Here is a 17,386-nt window from a genome sequence, read left to right on the forward strand (position 1 = left end):
GTCGCGTCGGGGCGTTCCGGCCAAGGCCGGAAACCGGGGCGTCGGCACGGTACAATAGCGCCTTTGAACGTCGGCTCGCCGCGCCTCGCGCGCCGGCCGTCCCTATTTTCCCGCGCCGCCGCGCTCCGTCCGGCCGCGCCGCCCCACCCGTCCGAAGGATTCCATGAGCCTCAAATGCGGCATCGTCGGCTTGCCCAACGTCGGCAAGTCCACACTGTTCAATGCGTTGACGAAGGCCGGCATCGCCGCCGAGAACTACCCGTTCTGCACGATCGAGCCGAACGTCGGCATCGTCGAAGTCCCCGACACGCGCCTGAAGGCGCTGGCCGAAATCGTCAAGCCCGAGCGCGTCCTGCCGGCCGTCGTCGAATTCGTCGACATCGCGGGCCTCGTCGCCGGCGCGAGCAAGGGCGAAGGCCTCGGCAACCAGTTCCTCGCGAACATCCGCGAAACCGACGCGATCACGCACGTCGTGCGCTGCTTCGAAGACGACAACGTGATCCACGTCGCCGGCAAGGTCAACCCGATCGACGACATCGAAGTGATCAACACCGAGCTCGCGCTCGCCGATCTCGGCACCGTCGAGAAGGCGCTCACGCGCTACTCGAAGGCCGCGAAGTCGGGCAACGACAAGGAAGCGGTGAAGCTCGCGGCGGTGCTCGAGAAAGTGCGCGCGCAGCTCGACCAGGGCAAGGCCGTGCGCAGCCTCGACCTGTCGGACGACGAGCAGGCGCTGCTCAAGCCGTTCTGCCTGATCACGGCGAAGCCCGCGATGTACGTCGCGAACGTGAAGGACGACGGCTTCGACAACAACCCGCACCTCGAAGCGGTGCGCAAGTACGCGGAAAGCGAGAACTCGCCGGTGGTCGCCGTGTGCGCCGCGATCGAGGCGGAAATCGCCGATCTCGACGACGCCGACAAGGAAGCGTTCCTCGCGGACATGGGCATGGAAGAGCCGGGCCTCGACCGCGTGATCCGCGCGGGCTTCAAGCTGCTGGGCCTGCAGACCTACTTCACCGCGGGCGTGAAGGAAGTGCGCGCGTGGACGATCCATATCGGCGACACGGCGCCGCAGGCGGCCGGCGTGATCCACACCGACTTCGAGCGCGGCTTCATCCGCGCGCAGACGATCTCGTTCGACGACTTCGTCGCGTACAAGGGCGAACAGGGTGCGAAGGAAGCCGGCAAGATGCGCGCGGAAGGCAAGGAATACGTCGTGCACGACGGCGATGTGATGAACTTCCTGTTCAACGTCTGATACCTGACCGCCGATGCCGGGCGAGCGCCCCGGCATCGCGCCACGCGAACCGTCGCGAAAAGCAAATGGGCCGATCGGCAAGTGCCGATCGGCCCATTTTTCATCACGCGGCCTGCCCGCGTGCCGGCGGCGGGCAGCGCGCCCGCCATCCGGTCGTCACGTCGTCAAGTCGCCGAGACTCGCCCGCCGGCCACCGCGCGCGCATCGCGCGCACGCTTGTTCAGCCACGAAGCGAACAGCACCAGCAGCGCCAGCACGGCCGTCGCGCCCACTTCCATCCGGTGCGCCTCGCTCACGAACATCACGGTCAGCGTGCCGCAGATGAACAGGATCACCGCCCACGTGAGCCACGGGAACAGCCACATCCGCAGCGTCAGGTCCGCGCCCGTCGATTCGAGCGTCTTGCGCATCCGCAGCTGCGAGATCGCGATCACGAGATACACGAGCAGTGCGATCGCGCCCGAGGTCGCGAGCAGGAAGCCGAACACCTGCTCCGGCATCAGATAGTTCGCGATCACCGTCAGGAAGCCGAACGCGGTCGACGCCAGCACAGCCGCGCGCGGCGTGCCGGTCGAATCGGTGCGGTGCAGGAACGCGGGCGCGTCCTTGCGCTTGGACAGCGAGAACAGCATCCGCGACGCCGTGTACAGCGCCGAATTCAGGCAGCTCGCGACCGACACCAGCACGATCACGTCGATGATCGCCTTCGCGTTCGGCACGCCGATCAGCTCCATCGCACGCTGATACGAGCCGTGCTTCGGCAGCAGCGGATCGTTCCACGGCACGATGGCGGCGACGACGAGAATCGAGCCGAGGTAGAACAGCGTGATACGCCAGATCACCGAGTTCGTCGCGCGGACGATCTGGCGCTGCGGGTTGTCCGATTCCGCGGCCGCGATCGTCACGATCTCGGTGCCGAGAAACGAGAACATGGTCGTCAGCATCGCAGCCAGCACCGCGCCCGCGCCGTTCGGCATGAAGCCCTGGTGCGCGAACAGGTTCGACACGCCCGACACCGCCGGCGCCGGAACGATGCCGAGGATCGCGGCACCGCCGATGCACAGGAACACGACGATCGCGACCACCTTGATCAGCGCGAACCAGAATTCGAATTCGCCGTAGTTCTTGACCGAAAAGAGATTGGTGATCGTCAGCAGCAGCGTGATGCCGAGCGCGAAGATCCAGGTCGCGACGCCGGGGAACCACGCATTGAGAATGGTTGCGGCGGCCGTTGCCTCGATCGGAATCACCAGCACCCAGAACCACCAGTACAGCCAGCCGATCGAGAAGCCGGCCCAATGGCCGATCGCGCGATCGGCATAGGTCGAGAACGAACCGCTGTCCGGATGCGCGACGGCCATCTCGCCGAGCATGCGCATCACCAGCACGACCAGCACGCCCGCGATCGCATACGCGAGGATGGAAGCCGGGCCGGCCTCCGCGATGGCGTGGCCGGAGCCCACGAACAAGCCCGCGCCGATGACGCCGGCAATCGACATCATCGTCACGTGCCGCTGTTTCAGACCCGTGCCGAGGCCTGTGTTGCTTCCACTCATATGTCTCTCTCCAAAAAACGGTGCCGGTACGACCGGTTGTGGCATGAAGGCGGCGAGGGAGTTGTCGTTGTTGTATCCGCTGCCCGCCGCGCATGCGTCGCATGCGGACCAGGAGCCGGATCGGGCCGGTCTGGTCGGTGCGCGACGCAGTCTGCGAAGCTGCGGGTGCGATGCGGCGCTCAGCGCGCCGGCGCATCGCGTGCGCCCGTTCCGTCGGCCGTCGGTCGGCCGCCTTCGAAGCGAAGGAGTGTAAGCATCAAACGGTTCTGAACTAAGAACCAATTGAAGAATTTCGATGGAACCACTGGTTGCATCGATGGTCGTCGATGCAACGCTTGGTGTCGGTTCGGCGGCCGGGCGAGCGGCGCGAGCGCGCTATCGGGCGCTCGCCATGGGGCCGTCACCCTATCGGGCGGCAGACGGGCGACGCGAGCGTTGCCGCGTGCCGGTTCGCGGCAGCGGCGACGGCCTTCGCGTAGCATCGCGGCGTCGGCGCGCGGTCCGCGGCAATGCTTCGCGCCCCGCCCGCTCGACCTGCGAGCCGCCATCGACCACCTCATCCGGAGAACCACCATGTCCGCCACGCTGCGCCGCGCCACCCGCATCGCGACCGTCGCGGCCGCGCTGTTCGTCGCGTGCACCGCGCTGCCGCCCGCCGCACACGCGTATCGCGCGTCGCCCGGTTACGGCAGCGAAGCGGATCTCGACCGGCACGACACGTACCGCAATCGCGACGGCGACACCGTGCACGCGCCCGCGCATTCGAGATCGGGCCGCGTGCCCGACGGCGCGAGCGCACGTTGCCGCGACGGCACGTACAGCTTCAGCCGCCATCGGCGCGGCACGTGTTCGGGGCACGGCGGCGTCGCCGCATGGTTGTGAAGGCGGGTCGGCCGAATGGCCGGCGCCGCGCCAGCGGCAGGCGGCGGCGAAGTACAATACGCGCTCGCGCCGCCGCCACGCGGCGCCACGGCCGCGCCGCGCGCCGCGCGCTCCGTACCGACTCATCCGACGCCACGCTCGCCCATGCGCCGCGCGGCAGTCTCAACCCTCTGACTTTCACACCCAAATGGCCCAATACGTTTTCACGATGAACCGGGTCGGCAAGATCGTGCCGCCCAAGCGCCAGATCCTGAAGGACATCTCGCTGTCGTTCTTTCCGGGCGCGAAGATCGGCGTGCTCGGCCTGAACGGCTCGGGCAAGTCGACGCTGATCCGCATCATGGCGGGCGTCGACAAGGACATCGAAGGCGAAGCGACGCCGATGCCGAACCTGAACATCGGCTATCTGCCGCAGGAACCGCAGCTCGACCCGACGAAGACGGTGCGCGAGGCGGTCGAGGACGGCCTCGGCGACCTGTTCCAGGCGAACAAGAAGCTCGAGGAAATCTACGCCGCGTATGCGGAACCCGACGCCGACTTCGACGCGCTCGCGGCCGAGCAGGCCAAATACGAAGCGATCCTCGCGTCGAGCGACGGCGGCAGCCCCGAGCAGCAGCTCGAAGTGGCCGCCGACGCGCTGCGTCTGCCGCCGTGGGACGCGAAGATCGAACACCTGTCGGGCGGCGAAAAGCGCCGCGTCGCGCTGTGCAAGCTGCTGCTCGAAAAGCCCGACATGCTGCTGCTCGACGAGCCGACCAACCACCTCGACGCCGAGTCGGTCGACTGGCTCGAGCAGTTCCTGGTGCGCTTCCCCGGCACCGTCGTCGCCGTCACGCACGATCGCTACTTCCTCGACAACGCGGCCGAGTGGATTCTCGAACTCGACCGCGGCCACGGCATTCCGTGGAAGGGCAACTACAGCAGCTGGCTCGACCAGAAGGAAGAGCGCCTGAAGCAGGAGGAAGCGTCGGAATCGGCGCGCCAAAAGGCGATCAAGAAGGAACTGGAGTGGGTGCGCCAGAACCCGAAGGGCCGTCAGGCGAAGTCGAAGGCGCGGATCGCGCGCTTCGAGGAACTGAACAGCCAGGAATACCAGAAGCGCAACGAAACGCAGGAAATCTTCATTCCGGTCGGCGATCGCCTCGGCAATGAAGTGATCGAGTTCAAGAACGTCAGCAAGTCGTTCGGCGATCGCCTGCTGATCGACAACCTGAGCCTGAAGATCCCGGCCGGCGCGATCGTCGGCATCATCGGCCCGAACGGCGCCGGCAAGTCGACGCTGTTCAAGATGCTGACCGGCAAGGAGCAGCCGGATTCCGGCGAAGTCGTGCTCGGGCCGACGGTGAAGCTCGCGTACGTCGACCAGAGCCGCGATGCGCTCGACGGCTCGAAGACGGTGTTCGAGGAAATCTCCGGCGGCGCCGACGTGCTGACGGTCGGCAAGTACGAAACGCCGTCGCGCGCGTACATCGGCCGCTTCAACTTCAAGGGCGGCGACCAGCAGAAGATCGTCGGCAACCTGTCGGGCGGCGAGCGCGGCCGCCTGCACCTCGCGAAGACGCTGATCTCCGGCGGCAACGTGCTGCTGCTCGACGAACCGTCGAACGACCTCGATGTCGAAACGCTGCGCGCGCTGGAAGACGCGCTGCTGGAGTTCGCGGGCTCGGTGCTGGTGATCTCGCACGATCGCTGGTTCCTCGACCGGATCGCGACGCACATCCTCGCCTTCGAAGGCGATTCGCAGGTCACGTTCTTCGACGGCAACTACCAGGAGTACGAAGCCGACAAGCGTGCGCGCCTCGGCGAAGAAGCGGCGAAGCCGAAGCGTCTGCGCTACAAGCCGATCAGCCGCTGATCGGTACGGGGCGGCGTCCGGCGCGGTGCGCGGCAACGCGTGGCCGCACGCCCGCGCCGCCGCTTCGGGATCGCCAAAACGAAAGCGGGCCACTGGCCCGCTTTTCTATTGGCTCAACGCTCGACGCTCGCCTACGTGAGGGCGCCCAGCTCGCGCAGACGCGCCTCGGTCGCCGCCGCGCTCGTGTGATGGATGCCGTGCCAGCCGAGCGCGGTCGCGGCCGCCGCGTTGTTCGCGTTGTCGTCGATGAACACGAGTTCATGCGGCGCGACACCCGGCAGATGCGGTTCGATCCGCGCGTGCATTGCGCGGTAGATCGCCGGATCGGGCTTCACGAGCTTCACGTGGCCCGACACGACGATGTCCTTGAAGCGTCGCAGCACCGGGAAGTTGTCCCACGCATACGGAAACGTCTGCGCCGACCAATTGGTCAGCCCGAACAGCGGCATGCGCTGCGCATCGAGCCGCTCGACCAGCGCCGCGCCTTCTTCGAGCACGCCGCCGATCATCTCGTGCCAGCGTGCGTAGAACGCGCGAATCAGCGCCTCGTGTTCCGGAAACTTCGCGACGAGTTCGTCCGTTCCTTCGTCGATCGTCTGCCCGCCGTCCTGGCGGACCACCCAGTCCATCGCGCATACGTGCGTGAGGAACCAGCGGCGCTGCGCTTCGTCGGGAATCAGTTGCCGGTACAGATACTCGGGGCTCCAGTCGATCAGTACGCCGCCGAAATCGAATACCACCGCCTTGATCGTCATGCGAACTCCGTTGCGAGCACGTCCGCGAGCGGACGCGGCGTCACCGCGTTGCCCGACAGCGTGCTGTTTTCCCACACGAACTGATGGTGCGCGACGATCTGCGCGGCCGACAGATGCGTGCGCTCGTTGGTCGTATGCAGGTCCGACACGACGCTCGTCCGGTAGCCGAGCAGCGCCGCGCGGCGCGCGGCCGCATCGACGCAGAACTCGGTCGCATAGCCGCAGATCAGCACCGACCGGATGCCGTGCCCGTCGAGCTGCGCGGCGAGCGGCGTGTCGTGGAACGCATCGCTCATCTGCTTGCGGATGCGCCAGTCGGCGGGGCCGACGCTCAGCGCGTCGTGCAGTTCCCAGCCGGGTGTGCCGGGCACGATGTCGTCGTCCGCGTCGCCGTCGTGCTGCACGAAGCACACGGGCGCATTCGCCGCGCGCGCGGCCGCGGTCAGGCGGTTGATGCCCGCCACGACGTCGTCGAGCCGGTACGCGGGCCGCGCCCGCTGCAGCAGCCCGCGCTGCATGTCGATCACGATTACTGCGGTGTCTGCCATCGCGTGCCCTCGGTGATGGTCCGGCCGCCGTGCGGCCGGTATGCGGCGTCTGCTTTGCCGTGCGTCGGGCCGGGTCAGATCGGTTGCGTGCGCACGTCGAGCCAGGCCTTCGCGTCGCCGCTCACGTGCCGGCCGACCCGCTCGCGCACGCTCGCGTGATACGCGTTCAGCCAGGCGCGCTCTTCTTCGTGCAGCATCTCGATCAGCACGCAGCGCGTGTCGATCGGGCACAGCGTGAGCGTCTCGAACGCGAGGAAATCGCCGAATTCGGTCTGCCCGGCCGCGCGATTCACGACCAGGTTCTCGATCCGGATACCCCATTTGCCGGGCCGGTACACGCCCGGCTCGATCGACGTGATCATCCCCTCTTCCATCGCCGTGTGCGGCTCGGCCGGCGCGTAGTGCGAAATGACCTGCGGCCCTTCGTGCACGTTCAGGAAATAGCCGACGCCGTGACCGGTGCCGTGGCCGTAGTCGAGCCCGGCCGCCCACATCGGCGCGCGCGCGATCGCATCGAGCATCGGCGAGCGAATGCCGCGCGGGAAGCGCGCGCGCGACAGCGCCATCATCGACTTCAGCACGATCGTGAAATCGCGCCGCTGCAGATCGCCGACCGTGCCGACCGGCACGACGCGCGTGATGTCGGTCGTGCCGCCCGTGTACTGGCCGCCGGAGTCGATCAGCAGCAGGCCGTCTCCGGCGATCGTCGCATGCGACGCGGGCGTCGCGTGGTAATGCGGCATCGCGCCGTTCGCGTTGAAGCCGGCGATCGTCGCGAAGCTCGGCGACACGTAGCCGGGACGCCGGGCGCGCGCGGCCGTCAGCTGCTCCTCGATCGTCAGCTCGGTGATCGGCTCGCGGTTCACGGCCTGCTCGAACCACGCGAAGAATTCGGCGAGTGCGGCGCCGTCGTGCTCCATCGTCACGCGCACGTGCTCGATCTCGGCGGACGTCTTGCGCGACTTCGCGAACGTCGACGGGTTCACGGCCTCGATCAGCTTCACGCCGGCCGGCACGGCCTCGAGCGTGCCGAACGTGACGCGGCGCGGGTCGATCAGCAGGCTCGCGCCGTCGGGCAGCGCACCGAGCGCCGCGCGCGCGGCGTCGTACGCGCGGACCTCGACGCCGTCCTGCGCGAGCGATGCGGCCAGCGCCGGCGGCACCTTGCCGTCGGCGACGAACAACGTCGCGCGCTCGGCGCCGATCAGCGCGTGCGCGACGAACACCGGGTTGAAGTTGACGTCGGCGCCGCGCAGGTTGAACAGCCACGCGAGATCGTCGAGCGTCGACACGAAGTGCCACTGCGCGCCCTGCGCGTGCATCGCGCGGCGCACTTCGGCGAGCTTGCTGGCGCGCGTCGTGTCGGCCTGCGGCGCCGTGTGCTCGAACACCGCGGCGCCCGGCAAGCCAGGGCGCTCGGGCCAGATCGCGTCGAGCAGGTCGAGATCGGTGCGCAGCGCGATGCCGCGTGCGTCGAGCGCGGCCGTCAGCGCGCGGGCGGCCGCGATGCCGAGCACCGCGCCGTCGACGCCGACCGTCGCGCCGGCCGGCACGTTCTGCGCGAGCCAGTCGACGTGCGGCGCGCTCTGCTGGCCGCTCGTCATCTTCATCAGCTGAACGCCCGTGCCGGCAAGCTCGGCCTCTGCCTGCACCCAGTAACGGCTGTCGACCCAAAGCCCGGCGAAATCGGCGGTCACGACCAGCGTGCCGACCGAGCCGGTGAACCCGGACAGCCAGCGGCGCGCCTGCCAGCGCTCGGGCAGGTACTCGGACAGGTGCGGATCGGCGGACGGCACCAGATAGGCGGCCAGGTCCTCGCGGACCATCGCACCGCGCAGCAGCGCGAGGCGGGCCGGCACCGACGAGACTTCGGGGAGACGGGCATTCATGATTTCACCTGAGAGCTTTCAGCGACGGGCCGACACGGCGACCGTCACGGCTACGGCGAGGAACGCGACACCGGTGCAGACCGGCCATTCGAGCGTTTCGCCATCGTAAAACAGTCCGGAGAGGTTACCGGCCATGCGCGCGGCGGCGGCGGCCACGATGCCGACCAGCACCGCGATCCACCATGCCGGCCGGCCTGCGCGCCGCAGCGGGTGCAGCCACCGGCCGAACAGCCCGACGGCCGCTCCGAGAACAATGATTCCAAACCAGTTCATTCGACGCCTTCTATAAATTCAGATTCGTCCCATAGGCGTGAACGTTGCCAGCGGCTAGCATCGACTCATCCATCCATCGAAACCCCCGACCAGCCGGGCGCCGCGAACATTCGAGTGTAGGGGCCGACCTGACGTTATGGCAAGCGCGCACCGGCAGCCGTATTGAAGAAATCCTCATGCGAATTGCCCTGATCGATCCGGAGGCGCGCCATGCTGCGCTCCTGAACCGCCTGCTGTTCGCCGGCGGTCACCTCTGCCACGCGTTCGAGTCGAGCGCGGACTTCTTCGAGTGGCTCGCCACCGACACCTGCGACATGCTGATCACCGGCAACTGGGCCGGCGATCACCCGGCCGAGGAAGTCATCCCGCGGGCGCAGTCGATCCTGCCCGGGCTGCCGGCCATCGCCGTGATGCAGCGCGCGCGGGAAAGCGAAGTGGTGTCGTGCCTGCACGCGGGCGCGGACGACTGCGTCGTGCGCCCCGTGAGCGGCCCCGAGTTGCTGGCGCGCGTCAACGCGTTGAGCCGGCGCGCGGGCGTGCGGCGGCCGCCGAATCGCGCCCGCGAAACGTTCGGCGAATACGCGTTCGACGTGATCCACAGCGTCGTGCGCTTCGGCGATTCGGTCGTCGCGCTCACGCCGAAGGAATTTCGCTTCGCCGAGTTGCTGTTCGCGAACCTGTCCCGGCCGGTGTCGCGCGCCCACATCCTCGAAACGGTGTGGGCGCGTCACCGCGACATGAAGTCGCGCACGCTCGACACCCACGCGTCACGGCTGCGCTGCAAGCTGCAGCTGCTTCCCGAACGCGGCTACCGGCTCCTGCCTCTGTACGGCTACGGCTATCAGCTCAACCGCGTGCCGGTCGAGGCCCCCGCCTGCGCGCCGCCCGGCTGACGTACCCGCCACGCGCTGAGTGAGGAAATCGCCGAGACGCTATAATATGGGGCTAAACGATAGCCCCTGATATGCAACTCCTCACGATCGGAATCAATCACCACACTGCGCCTGTCGCCTTGCGCGAACGCGTGGCGTTTCCGCTCGAGCAGATCAAACCGGCTCTCGTCACGTTCAAGAACGTGTTCCTCGGCCCCCAGGCGCCGAACACGCCCGAAGCGGCGATCCTCTCCACCTGCAACCGCACCGAGCTCTATTGCGCGACGCATGATCGCGCCGCGCGCGACGGGGCGATTCGCTGGCTGTCGGAGTACCACCGGATTCCGGTCGACGAACTCGCGCCGCACGTCTACGCGCTGCCGCAATCGGAAGCGGTCCGGCACGCATTCCGCGTCGCGTCCGGCCTCGATTCGATGGTGCTCGGCGAAACCCAGATTCTGGGCCAGATGAAGGACGCCGTGCGCACCGCGACCGAAGCCGGCGCGCTCGGCACCTATCTGAACCAGCTGTTTCAGCGCACGTTCGCGGTCGCCAAGGAAGTGCGCGGCACGACCGAGATCGGCACGCAGTCGGTGTCGATGGCCGCCGCGGCGGTGCGCCTCGCGCAACGCATCTTCGAAAAGGTGGCGGATCAGCGCGTGCTGTTCATCGGCGCGGGCGAGATGATCGAGCTATGCGCGACGCATTTCGCCGCGCAAGGCCCGCGCGAGCTCGTCGTCGCGAACCGCACCGCGGAACGCGGCCAACGGCTCGCCGAACGCTTCGGCGGCCGCGCGATGCCGCTGTCGGACCTGCCGACGCGCATGCACGAGTTCGACATCATCGTGTCGTGCACCGCGTCGACGCTGCCGATCATCGGCCTCGGTGCCGTCGAGCGCGCGGTGAAGGCACGCCGCCACCGGCCCATCTTCATGGTCGACCTCGCGGTGCCGCGCGACATCGAGCCCGAAGTCGGCAAGCTGAAGGACGTGTTCCTCTACACGGTCGACGATCTCGGCGCGATCGTGCGCGAAGGCAACGCGTCGCGCCAGGCCGCGGTCGCCCAGGCCGAGGCGATCATCGAGACGCGCGTGCAGAATTTCATGCAATGGCTCGACACGCGCAGTGTCGTGCCGGTGATTCGTCACATGCATACGCAGGCCGACGCACTGCGCCGCGCCGAAGTCGAGAAGGCACAAAAGCTGCTCGCACGCGGCGACGATCCGGCCGCCGTTCTCGAAGCGCTGTCGCAGGCGCTCACCAACAAGCTGATCCACGGCCCGACGAGCGCGCTGAACCGCGTGAGCGGCGCCGATCGCGATTCGCTGATCGACCTGATGCGCGGCTTCTACCAGCACGCGCCGCGCTCGAACGACCAGTCCGGCCACTAGCGACGGTCGGCGCGACGCCGCCGGCGGCGCGCCGGCCTATCCTTTTCGAATACCCTTGCCCGGGAGCGCCGCTCCACACCATGAAGACGAGCATGCAACGCAAGCTCGACCAGCTGTCTGTCCGGCTGGCCGAACTCAATGATCTGCTGAGCCGCGAAAACGTCACGGCCGATCTCGACCAGTACCGCAAGCTGACGCGCGAACACGCGGAGCTCGGGCCGGTCGTCGAGCAGTACGCGCTGTGGCGCCAGTCGCGCAACGACGAAGCGGCCGCGCAGGAATTGCTCGCGGACGCGTCGATGCGCGACTTCGCCGAAGAGGAGATTCGCAGCGCACGCGAGCGCATGACCCGCCTCGAAGGCGAATTGCAGAAGATGCTGCTGCCGAAGGACCCGAACGACGATCGCAACATCTTCCTCGAAATCCGCGCCGGCACCGGCGGCGACGAATCGGCGCTGTTTGCGGGCGACCTGCTGCGCATGTATCTGCGCTACGCGGAACGCCAGCGCTGGCAGGTCGAGATGATGTCGGAGAGCCCGTCGGACCTCGGCGGCTACAAGGAAGTGATCGTGCGGATCGCCGGCCAGGGTGCGTATTCGCGGCTGAAGTTCGAGTCGGGCGGCCATCGCGTGCAGCGCGTGCCGGCCACCGAGACGCAGGGGCGCATCCACACGTCCGCGTGCACGGTGGCGGTGATGCCGGAAGCCGACGAGATCGGCGAGGTCGAAATCAATCCGGCCGACCTGCGGATCGACACGTTCCGCGCGTCGGGCGCGGGCGGCCAGCACATCAACAAGACCGATTCGGCGGTGCGCGTCACGCACATTCCGACCGGGATCGTGGTCGAGTGCCAGGACGACCGTTCGCAGCACAAGAACAAGGACCGCGCACTGAAGGTGCTCGCCGCGCGCATCAAGGACAAGCAGTATCACGAGCAGCACGCGAAGGAAGCCGCGACGCGCAAGAGCCTGATCGGCTCCGGCGACCGTTCGGAGCGCATCCGCACCTACAACTTCCCGCAGGGCCGGATGACCGACCACCGGATCAACCTGACGCTGTACCGGCTCGAGGCGCTGATGGACGGCGACCTCGACGAACTGATCGGCGCGCTCGTCAGCGAGCATCAGGCCGAACTGCTCGCGTCGCTCGGCGACGCCGACTGAGGCCGCGATGCCCGAGCTCACCGCCGACGATCTGTTGCGCGCGTCGCCGCTCGACGCGGTCGATGCACGCGTGCTGCTGTCGCACGCGCTCGGCTGGACCCGCACGCAGCTGATCACGCGCGGCGATGCGCCGCTCGAGCCGGCGGCGATCGCACGCTACCGCGCGCTCGAGGCACGCCGCGTGGCCGGTGAGCCGGTCGCGCAGCTCGTCGGGATGCGCGAGTTCTTCGGCCGGCCGTTCGACGTGACGCCCGACGTGCTGATCCCGCGCCCCGAAACCGAGCTGCTGGTCGAAGCCGCGCTCGACGCGATCGACGGCCGGCCGCATCCGGCCGTGCTCGATCTCGGCACCGGCAGCGGCGCGATCGCCGTGTCGATCGCGGCCGAGCGGCCCGACGCCCGCGTATGGGCGCTCGATCGCTCGCCGGCCGCGCTCGAAGTCGCGCAGCGCAACGCCGCCAAGCTGCTCGACGCGCGGCGCCCCGGCGGCCCGCTGCACTGGCTGCAGAGCGACTGGTACGCCGCGCTCGACCCGGCGCTCGCGTTCGATGCGATCGCCAGCAACCCGCCGTACATCGCGCAACACGATCCGCACCTCGAGCAGGGCGACCTGCGCTTCGAGCCGCGCGGCGCGCTCACCGACGATGCCGACGGCCTGAGCGCGATCCGCACGATCGTCGCGGGCGCCGGCGCGCATCTGAAACCGGGCGGCACGCTGTGGATCGAGCACGGCTACGACCAGGCCGAAGCCGTGCGCGCGCTGCTCGCGTCGCACGGCTTCGTCGCGGTCGAATCGCTCGCCGATCTGGCCGCGATCGAGCGTACGACCGGCGGCCGCCTGCCCGGCTGACGCCCGGCCCGCGCGGATGAAATCCGCTATCATTTCGATCTAACGCCCCGCAAACGCAAGGTCAGTCATGGACACCCAACAACGTATCAAGCAAATCGTCGACGAAAACCAGGTCGTGCTCTTCATGAAGGGCAACGCGCAATTCCCGATGTGCGGCTTCTCGGGCCGCGCAGTGCAGGTGCTGAAGGCCTGCGGCGTCGATCAGTTCAAGACGGTCAACGTCCTCGAGGACGACGAAATCCGCCAGGGCATCAAGGAATTCTCGAACTGGCCCACCATCCCGCAGCTGTACGTGAAGGGCGAATTCATCGGCGGCTCGGACATCATGATGGAGATGTACCAGTCGGGCGAACTGCAGCAACTGTTCGCCGCCGCGTAAAGCCCGTCCCGCATGGCATCTTCCAGCGCGCCGCCACGCCGGCTGATCGTCGCGATCACCGGCGCCACCGGCGCGGTCTACGGCCTGCGGCTGCTCGACATGCTGCGCGCAGCCGGCGGCGTCGAGACCCACCTGCTGGTGTCGAACGCCGGCTGGCTCAACGTCCAGCATGAACTGAAGCTGTCGAAGGCCGACGTCGAAAGCCGCGCGGACGTCGTGCATTCGGTGCGCGACGTCGGCGCGACGATCGCGTCCGGCTCGTTCGCCACCGACGGCATGGTGATCGCACCGTGCTCGATGAAGACGCTCGCAAGCGTCGCACATGGTCTGTCGGACAACCTGATCACGCGCGCGGCCGACGTCACGCTGAAGGAACGTCGCCGTCTCGTGCTGATGGTGCGCGAAACGCCGTTCAACCTCGCCCATCTCCGCAACATGACCGCCGTGACCGAAATGGGCGGCATCGTGTTCCCGCCGCTGCCCGCGTTCTACGCAATGCCGAAGACGATCGAGGAACTCGTCGATCAGACCGTCACGCGTGTGCTCGACCTGTTCGCGCTCAGCGCGCCGATGACCACGCCGTGGGCCGGCATCCGGGCCGCGCAATGAGCCGCGCGACGCGCTGTGTATCGGCGTCGTTCTCCGTGTAACGCCAAGCGATCTGCCCACTAATCAGTCGATGTGGGCGGCTTGCGATCGCGCCGACACCGCCGCGCCAGGCTTCGCGCCGATTATCAACTCCAGCGATTCAATCAAATTCCGCCCCACCCGTTTATTGACGCGTGGTACACGCCTATAGTCATAGGCAATCCGTTCCTGAAGGCTGCCTCACCATGAACCGCTTGCCGTCGCTTTACCTGTCCCACGGTGCGCCGACGCTGCCGATCGATCCGTCGCTGCCGTCGGCGGCGTTTACGCACCTCGGCGCCGAATTGCCGCGCCCGCGCGCGGTGCTGATGCTCTCCGCGCACTGGGGCACGCAGCAGCCGGTCGCGAGCGTCGCCGCGCAGCCTGAAACGATCCACGACTTCTACGGTTTTCCGCGGGCGCTGTACGAGATCCGCTATCCGGCGCCCGGCGCACCGGAGGTCGCCGAGCGCGCAGCCGAGTTGCTGAACGCGGCCGGCATCGCAACCGCGACGACCGAGCACGGCCTCGACCACGGCGCATGGGTGCCGATGCTGCTGATGTTCCCGGATGCCGACGTGCCGGTCGCGCAGTTGTCGATCCAGCCGCGCGCCGACGCGGCCCATCATTTCGCGCTCGGCCGCGCGCTGCGGCCGCTGCGCGACGAAGGCGTGATGGTGATCGGCTCGGGCCAGATCACGCACAACCTGCGCGCGGCGGATTTCGGCGCGGCGCCGGAGGATGCGGACCCGCGCGTCGCCGAATTCACCGACTGGTTCGAGGCGCGCCTCGCCGCGCGCAATGTCGACGCGCTGCTCGACTATCGCCGGCAGGCGCCGCACGCGGCGCTCATGCATCCGACCGACGAGCATCTGCTGCCGGTGTTCGCCGCGCTCGGCGCGGCCGACGACGACTATCGGCTCGGCATCCAGTCGCTCGGCACGTATCAGCGCGTGCTGGCGATGACAAACTACGTGTTCGCGAGCGCCGCCGCCTGAACCCGGCGCGGCGCTCGGCGCACCAACAAAAAGCCCGCCGGAGCGATGCTCCGGCGGGCTTTCGTATGTTTGCTGCCGCCGCCGAATCCGGCGGCAGTCGATCGCGTCAGGCGCCGATCCCTTCGAGGATCTCGTCGTGCGATTCGCGCTCGTCGAGGTACTGCGTCCGGTAGCCGGTATTCACGCCCCAGAAGTAGAACCCGAGCGAGATCACCGCGACGACCAGCATGTCCCAGCCGTACGGCAGCACGCCGTGACCGCCGAACTCCTTGCTGCCGATCAGCGACAGCACGGCCATCGTCGGCAGGTAGGCGACCAGCCACCACGCGGCCTTCAGGTCCGCGCCCCAGCCGCCCCAGCCGGCCTTCGCCTGGAAGAAGAAGTACACCGGCAGCGCGACGACCATCAGCAGGATGATTTCGCCGGTCAGCGGCCACTTCGCCCAGTACAGGATCAGCGACGCGCAGACGAACGCGAACGGGGCGATCAGCTTCATCAGCGGAATCGACAGCGGACGCTCGATGTCGGTAGCCGCGCGGCGCAGCGCCATCAGGCTGATCGGGCCGGTCAGGTACGAGATCACCGTCGCGACCGAGATCACCGCCGCGAGCGAGCTCCAGCCGCGGAAGAAGAACAGGAACACGAACGACACGAGCAGGTTGAACCACATCGCCTGGCGCGGCACGCCGTAGATCGGATGCACGTTGCCGAACATCTTCGGCATCGTGTTGTTGCGCTCCATCGCGTAGATCATGCGGGTGGTCGTCGCCATGTAGGTCGTGCCGGTGCCGCTCGGGCTGATGAACGCGTCGACGTACAGCAGGATCGCAAGCCAGTTCAGGTTCAGCGCGATCGCGAGCTCCGCGAACGGCGACGAGAAGTTGAAGTGCGCCCAGCCCTTCGCGACGTCGGCCGGGTTGACCGAGCCGATGTAGGCCATCTGCAGCAGCACGTAGATCACCAGCGCGAGCAGGATCGACGTGATCACCGCGAACGGCACGCTGCGCGACGGATTGCGCGCTTCGCCGGCGAGGTTCACCGGGCTCTGGAAGCCGTTGAACGCGAACACGATGCCGCTCGTCGCGACCGCGGTCAGCACTGCCGACCAGCCGTACGGCGCGAAGCTCGCATTCGACGCGGTGCCGAGGTTTTCCGAGTGGAAGCTCGACAGCATCAGCCCGAGGATCGTGAGGCCCGGAATCAGGAACTTGAAGATCGTGATCGCGGTGTTCGCCCGCGCGAACGCCTTCACACCCCAGTAGTTCAGCAGGAAGTAGATGACGACCAGCACGGCCGACAGCAGCAGCCCCGGTGTCGATAATTCGCCGTTCACGAACAGCGCATGCGCCCAAGGATAGGGCCACGTGCTCATGTACTGAATCGACGCTTCGGCTTCGATCGGAATCACCGACACGATCGCGATCCAGTTCGCCCAGGCGCTGATGAAGCCCACCAGCGAACCGTGCGAGTAGCGCGCATAGCGCACCATGCCGCCCGACTCGGGGAACATCGCGCCCAGTTCCGCATACGTCAGCGCAATCGCGAGAATCACGACCGCACCGATGATCCACGCGCAAATCGCCGCCGGACCGGCGATCTTCGCGGCTTTCCAGGCGCCGAACAGCCAGCCCGAGCCGATAATCGAACCCAGCCCCGTCAGCATCAATGCAAACGGGCCGATGTTCCGTTGAATAGAACTCTTCACATCCTCTCCTGTGTCTCAAAAAGCATGGTCGGCCTGCGGTCCGGGATCGGCTCGGACAGCACCGCGCACGCATTCTTGGGGGGACGGGACACCCGATCGGGGCAACCCGTCCGCGCGGCGCGTAGTTTAACGGTTGCACCTGCGAGTTGGCGCCAAAATCGTTCGGCCCCTACAAAAAATTCGCGTCCCTTGCAAGTTTTGTAAACCTGAACTCCGCAATAACCCTGAGGGAATGGAAATACGGTTGACCGCGCGACCGATTAGCCGTATAAACAACGTTGCAGGATTTCAAGCGGCGAGTGAATTGGTTCTTTCGTAGTTCGCCCATCAACGGTACTCCGGTGGTCCTATTACCCCTTCCTTGATTTTCCGCACCCCATGGGCT

The 17,386-nt window shown here is 67.4% G+C and carries 16 protein-coding genes; 10 read left to right on the top strand and 6 right to left on the bottom strand.

Annotation, left to right across the window (positions count from 1 at the left end; genetic code table 11):
- The first annotated feature begins 163 nt into the window (after positions 1-163).
- Positions 164-1,258: a redox-regulated ATPase YchF gene (ychF, locus tag AK36_RS11495; protein WP_045578558.1), complete on the top strand. Its 1,095-nt coding sequence runs from the start codon at positions 164-166 to the stop codon at positions 1,256-1,258.
- 164 nt (positions 1,259-1,422) lie between these two features.
- On the opposite strand, the gene gabP is transcribed toward ychF, so the two are convergent.
- Positions 1,423-2,814 (bottom strand): GABA permease, encoded by a 1,392-nt coding sequence (gene gabP / locus AK36_RS11500; RefSeq protein WP_034193975.1) that lies wholly within the window; start codon positions 2,812-2,814, stop codon positions 1,423-1,425.
- A gap of 573 nt (positions 2,815-3,387) precedes the next feature.
- Between gabP and AK36_RS11505 the strand changes: the two genes are divergently transcribed.
- Positions 3,388-3,696, top strand: a complete 309-nt coding sequence (locus AK36_RS11505; protein ID WP_045578559.1) for a DUF3761 domain-containing protein — start codon at positions 3,388-3,390, stop codon at positions 3,694-3,696.
- A 187-nt stretch (positions 3,697-3,883) separates the two neighbouring features.
- Positions 3,884-5,551, top strand: a complete 1,668-nt coding sequence (ettA, locus tag AK36_RS11510; RefSeq protein WP_014722364.1) for an energy-dependent translational throttle protein EttA — start codon at positions 3,884-3,886, stop codon at positions 5,549-5,551.
- A 131-nt stretch (positions 5,552-5,682) separates the two neighbouring features.
- On the opposite strand, the gene AK36_RS11515 is transcribed toward ettA, so the two are convergent.
- The 4 genes from AK36_RS11515 to AK36_RS11530 all read right to left on the bottom strand — a co-directional run bounded on the left by AK36_RS11515 (position 5,683) and on the right by AK36_RS11530 (position 9,016).
- Positions 5,683-6,306 (bottom strand): HAD family hydrolase, encoded by a 624-nt coding sequence (locus tag AK36_RS11515; protein WP_011883140.1) that lies wholly within the window; start codon positions 6,304-6,306, stop codon positions 5,683-5,685.
- Entirely contained in the window at positions 6,303-6,854 is a 552-nt protein-coding gene (locus AK36_RS11520; RefSeq protein ID WP_014722362.1) for an isochorismatase family protein, read from the bottom strand. Before AK36_RS11520 ends, AK36_RS11515 begins: the two co-directional genes overlap by 4 nt.
- Before the next feature lie 74 nt (positions 6,855-6,928).
- Positions 6,929-8,743: an aminopeptidase P family protein gene (locus tag AK36_RS11525; RefSeq protein WP_011883138.1), complete on the bottom strand. Its 1,815-nt coding sequence runs from the start codon at positions 8,741-8,743 to the stop codon at positions 6,929-6,931.
- 18 nt (positions 8,744-8,761) lie between these two features.
- The gene (locus AK36_RS11530) at positions 8,762-9,016 is read right to left on the bottom strand and encodes a hypothetical protein (protein WP_011883137.1); all 255 of its coding nucleotides are present in this window, start codon (positions 9,014-9,016) and stop codon (positions 8,762-8,764) included.
- A 176-nt stretch (positions 9,017-9,192) separates the two neighbouring features.
- Here AK36_RS11530 and AK36_RS11535 point away from each other — a divergent pair, with 176 nt between their 5' ends.
- From AK36_RS11535 to AK36_RS11565, 7 genes are all read left to right on the top strand, one after another.
- Positions 9,193-9,909, top strand: a complete 717-nt coding sequence (locus AK36_RS11535; protein ID WP_011883136.1) for a response regulator transcription factor — start codon at positions 9,193-9,195, stop codon at positions 9,907-9,909.
- 71 nt (positions 9,910-9,980) lie between these two features.
- Complete coding sequence (gene hemA, locus AK36_RS11540; RefSeq protein WP_011883135.1) at positions 9,981-11,279, top strand: glutamyl-tRNA reductase; 1,299 nt, start codon at positions 9,981-9,983, stop codon at positions 11,277-11,279.
- 80 nt (positions 11,280-11,359) lie between these two features.
- Positions 11,360-12,442: a peptide chain release factor 1 gene (gene prfA, locus AK36_RS11545; RefSeq protein ID WP_014722360.1), complete on the top strand. Its 1,083-nt coding sequence runs from the start codon at positions 11,360-11,362 to the stop codon at positions 12,440-12,442.
- A gap of 7 nt (positions 12,443-12,449) precedes the next feature.
- Positions 12,450-13,292, top strand: a complete 843-nt coding sequence (gene prmC / locus AK36_RS11550) for a peptide chain release factor N(5)-glutamine methyltransferase (RefSeq protein ID WP_045578560.1) — start codon at positions 12,450-12,452, stop codon at positions 13,290-13,292.
- A 67-nt stretch (positions 13,293-13,359) separates the two neighbouring features.
- Complete coding sequence (grxD, locus tag AK36_RS11555; protein WP_011883132.1) at positions 13,360-13,671, top strand: Grx4 family monothiol glutaredoxin; 312 nt, start codon at positions 13,360-13,362, stop codon at positions 13,669-13,671.
- Between the two features lie 12 nt (positions 13,672-13,683).
- Entirely contained in the window at positions 13,684-14,280 is a 597-nt protein-coding gene (locus AK36_RS11560) for a UbiX family flavin prenyltransferase (RefSeq protein WP_011883131.1), read from the top strand.
- A gap of 224 nt (positions 14,281-14,504) precedes the next feature.
- Positions 14,505-15,296, top strand: a complete 792-nt coding sequence (locus tag AK36_RS11565) for a DODA-type extradiol aromatic ring-opening family dioxygenase (protein ID WP_011883130.1) — start codon at positions 14,505-14,507, stop codon at positions 15,294-15,296.
- A 106-nt stretch (positions 15,297-15,402) separates the two neighbouring features.
- Here AK36_RS11565 and AK36_RS11570 read toward each other — a convergent pair whose 3' ends face one another.
- Positions 15,403-17,001, bottom strand: coding sequence for an APC family permease (locus AK36_RS11570; RefSeq protein ID WP_011883129.1), 1,599 nt, complete (start codon positions 16,999-17,001; stop codon positions 15,403-15,405).
- Between the last annotated feature and the right edge of the window lie 385 nt (positions 17,002-17,386).

Origin of the sequence: Burkholderia vietnamiensis LMG 10929, from assembly GCF_000959445.1 — a bacterium.
GTDB classification, from domain to species: Bacteria; Pseudomonadota; Gammaproteobacteria; order Burkholderiales; family Burkholderiaceae; genus Burkholderia; species Burkholderia vietnamiensis.

Coding starts and splice junctions, on each gene's coding strand:
- ychF (WP_045578558.1), top strand. CDS start 164: ATGAGCCTCAAATGCGGCATCGTCGGCTTGCCCAACGTCGGCAAGTCC.
- gabP (WP_034193975.1), bottom strand. CDS start 2,814: ATGAGTGGAAGCAACACAGGCCTCGGCACGGGTCTGAAACAGCGGCAC.
- AK36_RS11505 (WP_045578559.1), top strand. CDS start 3,388: ATGTCCGCCACGCTGCGCCGCGCCACCCGCATCGCGACCGTCGCGGCC.
- ettA (WP_014722364.1), top strand. CDS start 3,884: ATGGCCCAATACGTTTTCACGATGAACCGGGTCGGCAAGATCGTGCCG.
- AK36_RS11515 (WP_011883140.1), bottom strand. CDS start 6,306: ATGACGATCAAGGCGGTGGTATTCGATTTCGGCGGCGTACTGATCGAC.
- AK36_RS11520 (WP_014722362.1), bottom strand. CDS start 6,854: ATGGCAGACACCGCAGTAATCGTGATCGACATGCAGCGCGGGCTGCTG.
- AK36_RS11525 (WP_011883138.1), bottom strand. CDS start 8,743: ATGAATGCCCGTCTCCCCGAAGTCTCGTCGGTGCCGGCCCGCCTCGCG.
- AK36_RS11530 (WP_011883137.1), bottom strand. CDS start 9,016: ATGAACTGGTTTGGAATCATTGTTCTCGGAGCGGCCGTCGGGCTGTTC.
- AK36_RS11535 (WP_011883136.1), top strand. CDS start 9,193: ATGCGAATTGCCCTGATCGATCCGGAGGCGCGCCATGCTGCGCTCCTG.
- hemA (WP_011883135.1), top strand. CDS start 9,981: ATGCAACTCCTCACGATCGGAATCAATCACCACACTGCGCCTGTCGCC.
- prfA (WP_014722360.1), top strand. CDS start 11,360: ATGAAGACGAGCATGCAACGCAAGCTCGACCAGCTGTCTGTCCGGCTG.
- prmC (WP_045578560.1), top strand. CDS start 12,450: ATGCCCGAGCTCACCGCCGACGATCTGTTGCGCGCGTCGCCGCTCGAC.
- grxD (WP_011883132.1), top strand. CDS start 13,360: ATGGACACCCAACAACGTATCAAGCAAATCGTCGACGAAAACCAGGTC.
- AK36_RS11560 (WP_011883131.1), top strand. CDS start 13,684: ATGGCATCTTCCAGCGCGCCGCCACGCCGGCTGATCGTCGCGATCACC.
- AK36_RS11565 (WP_011883130.1), top strand. CDS start 14,505: ATGAACCGCTTGCCGTCGCTTTACCTGTCCCACGGTGCGCCGACGCTG.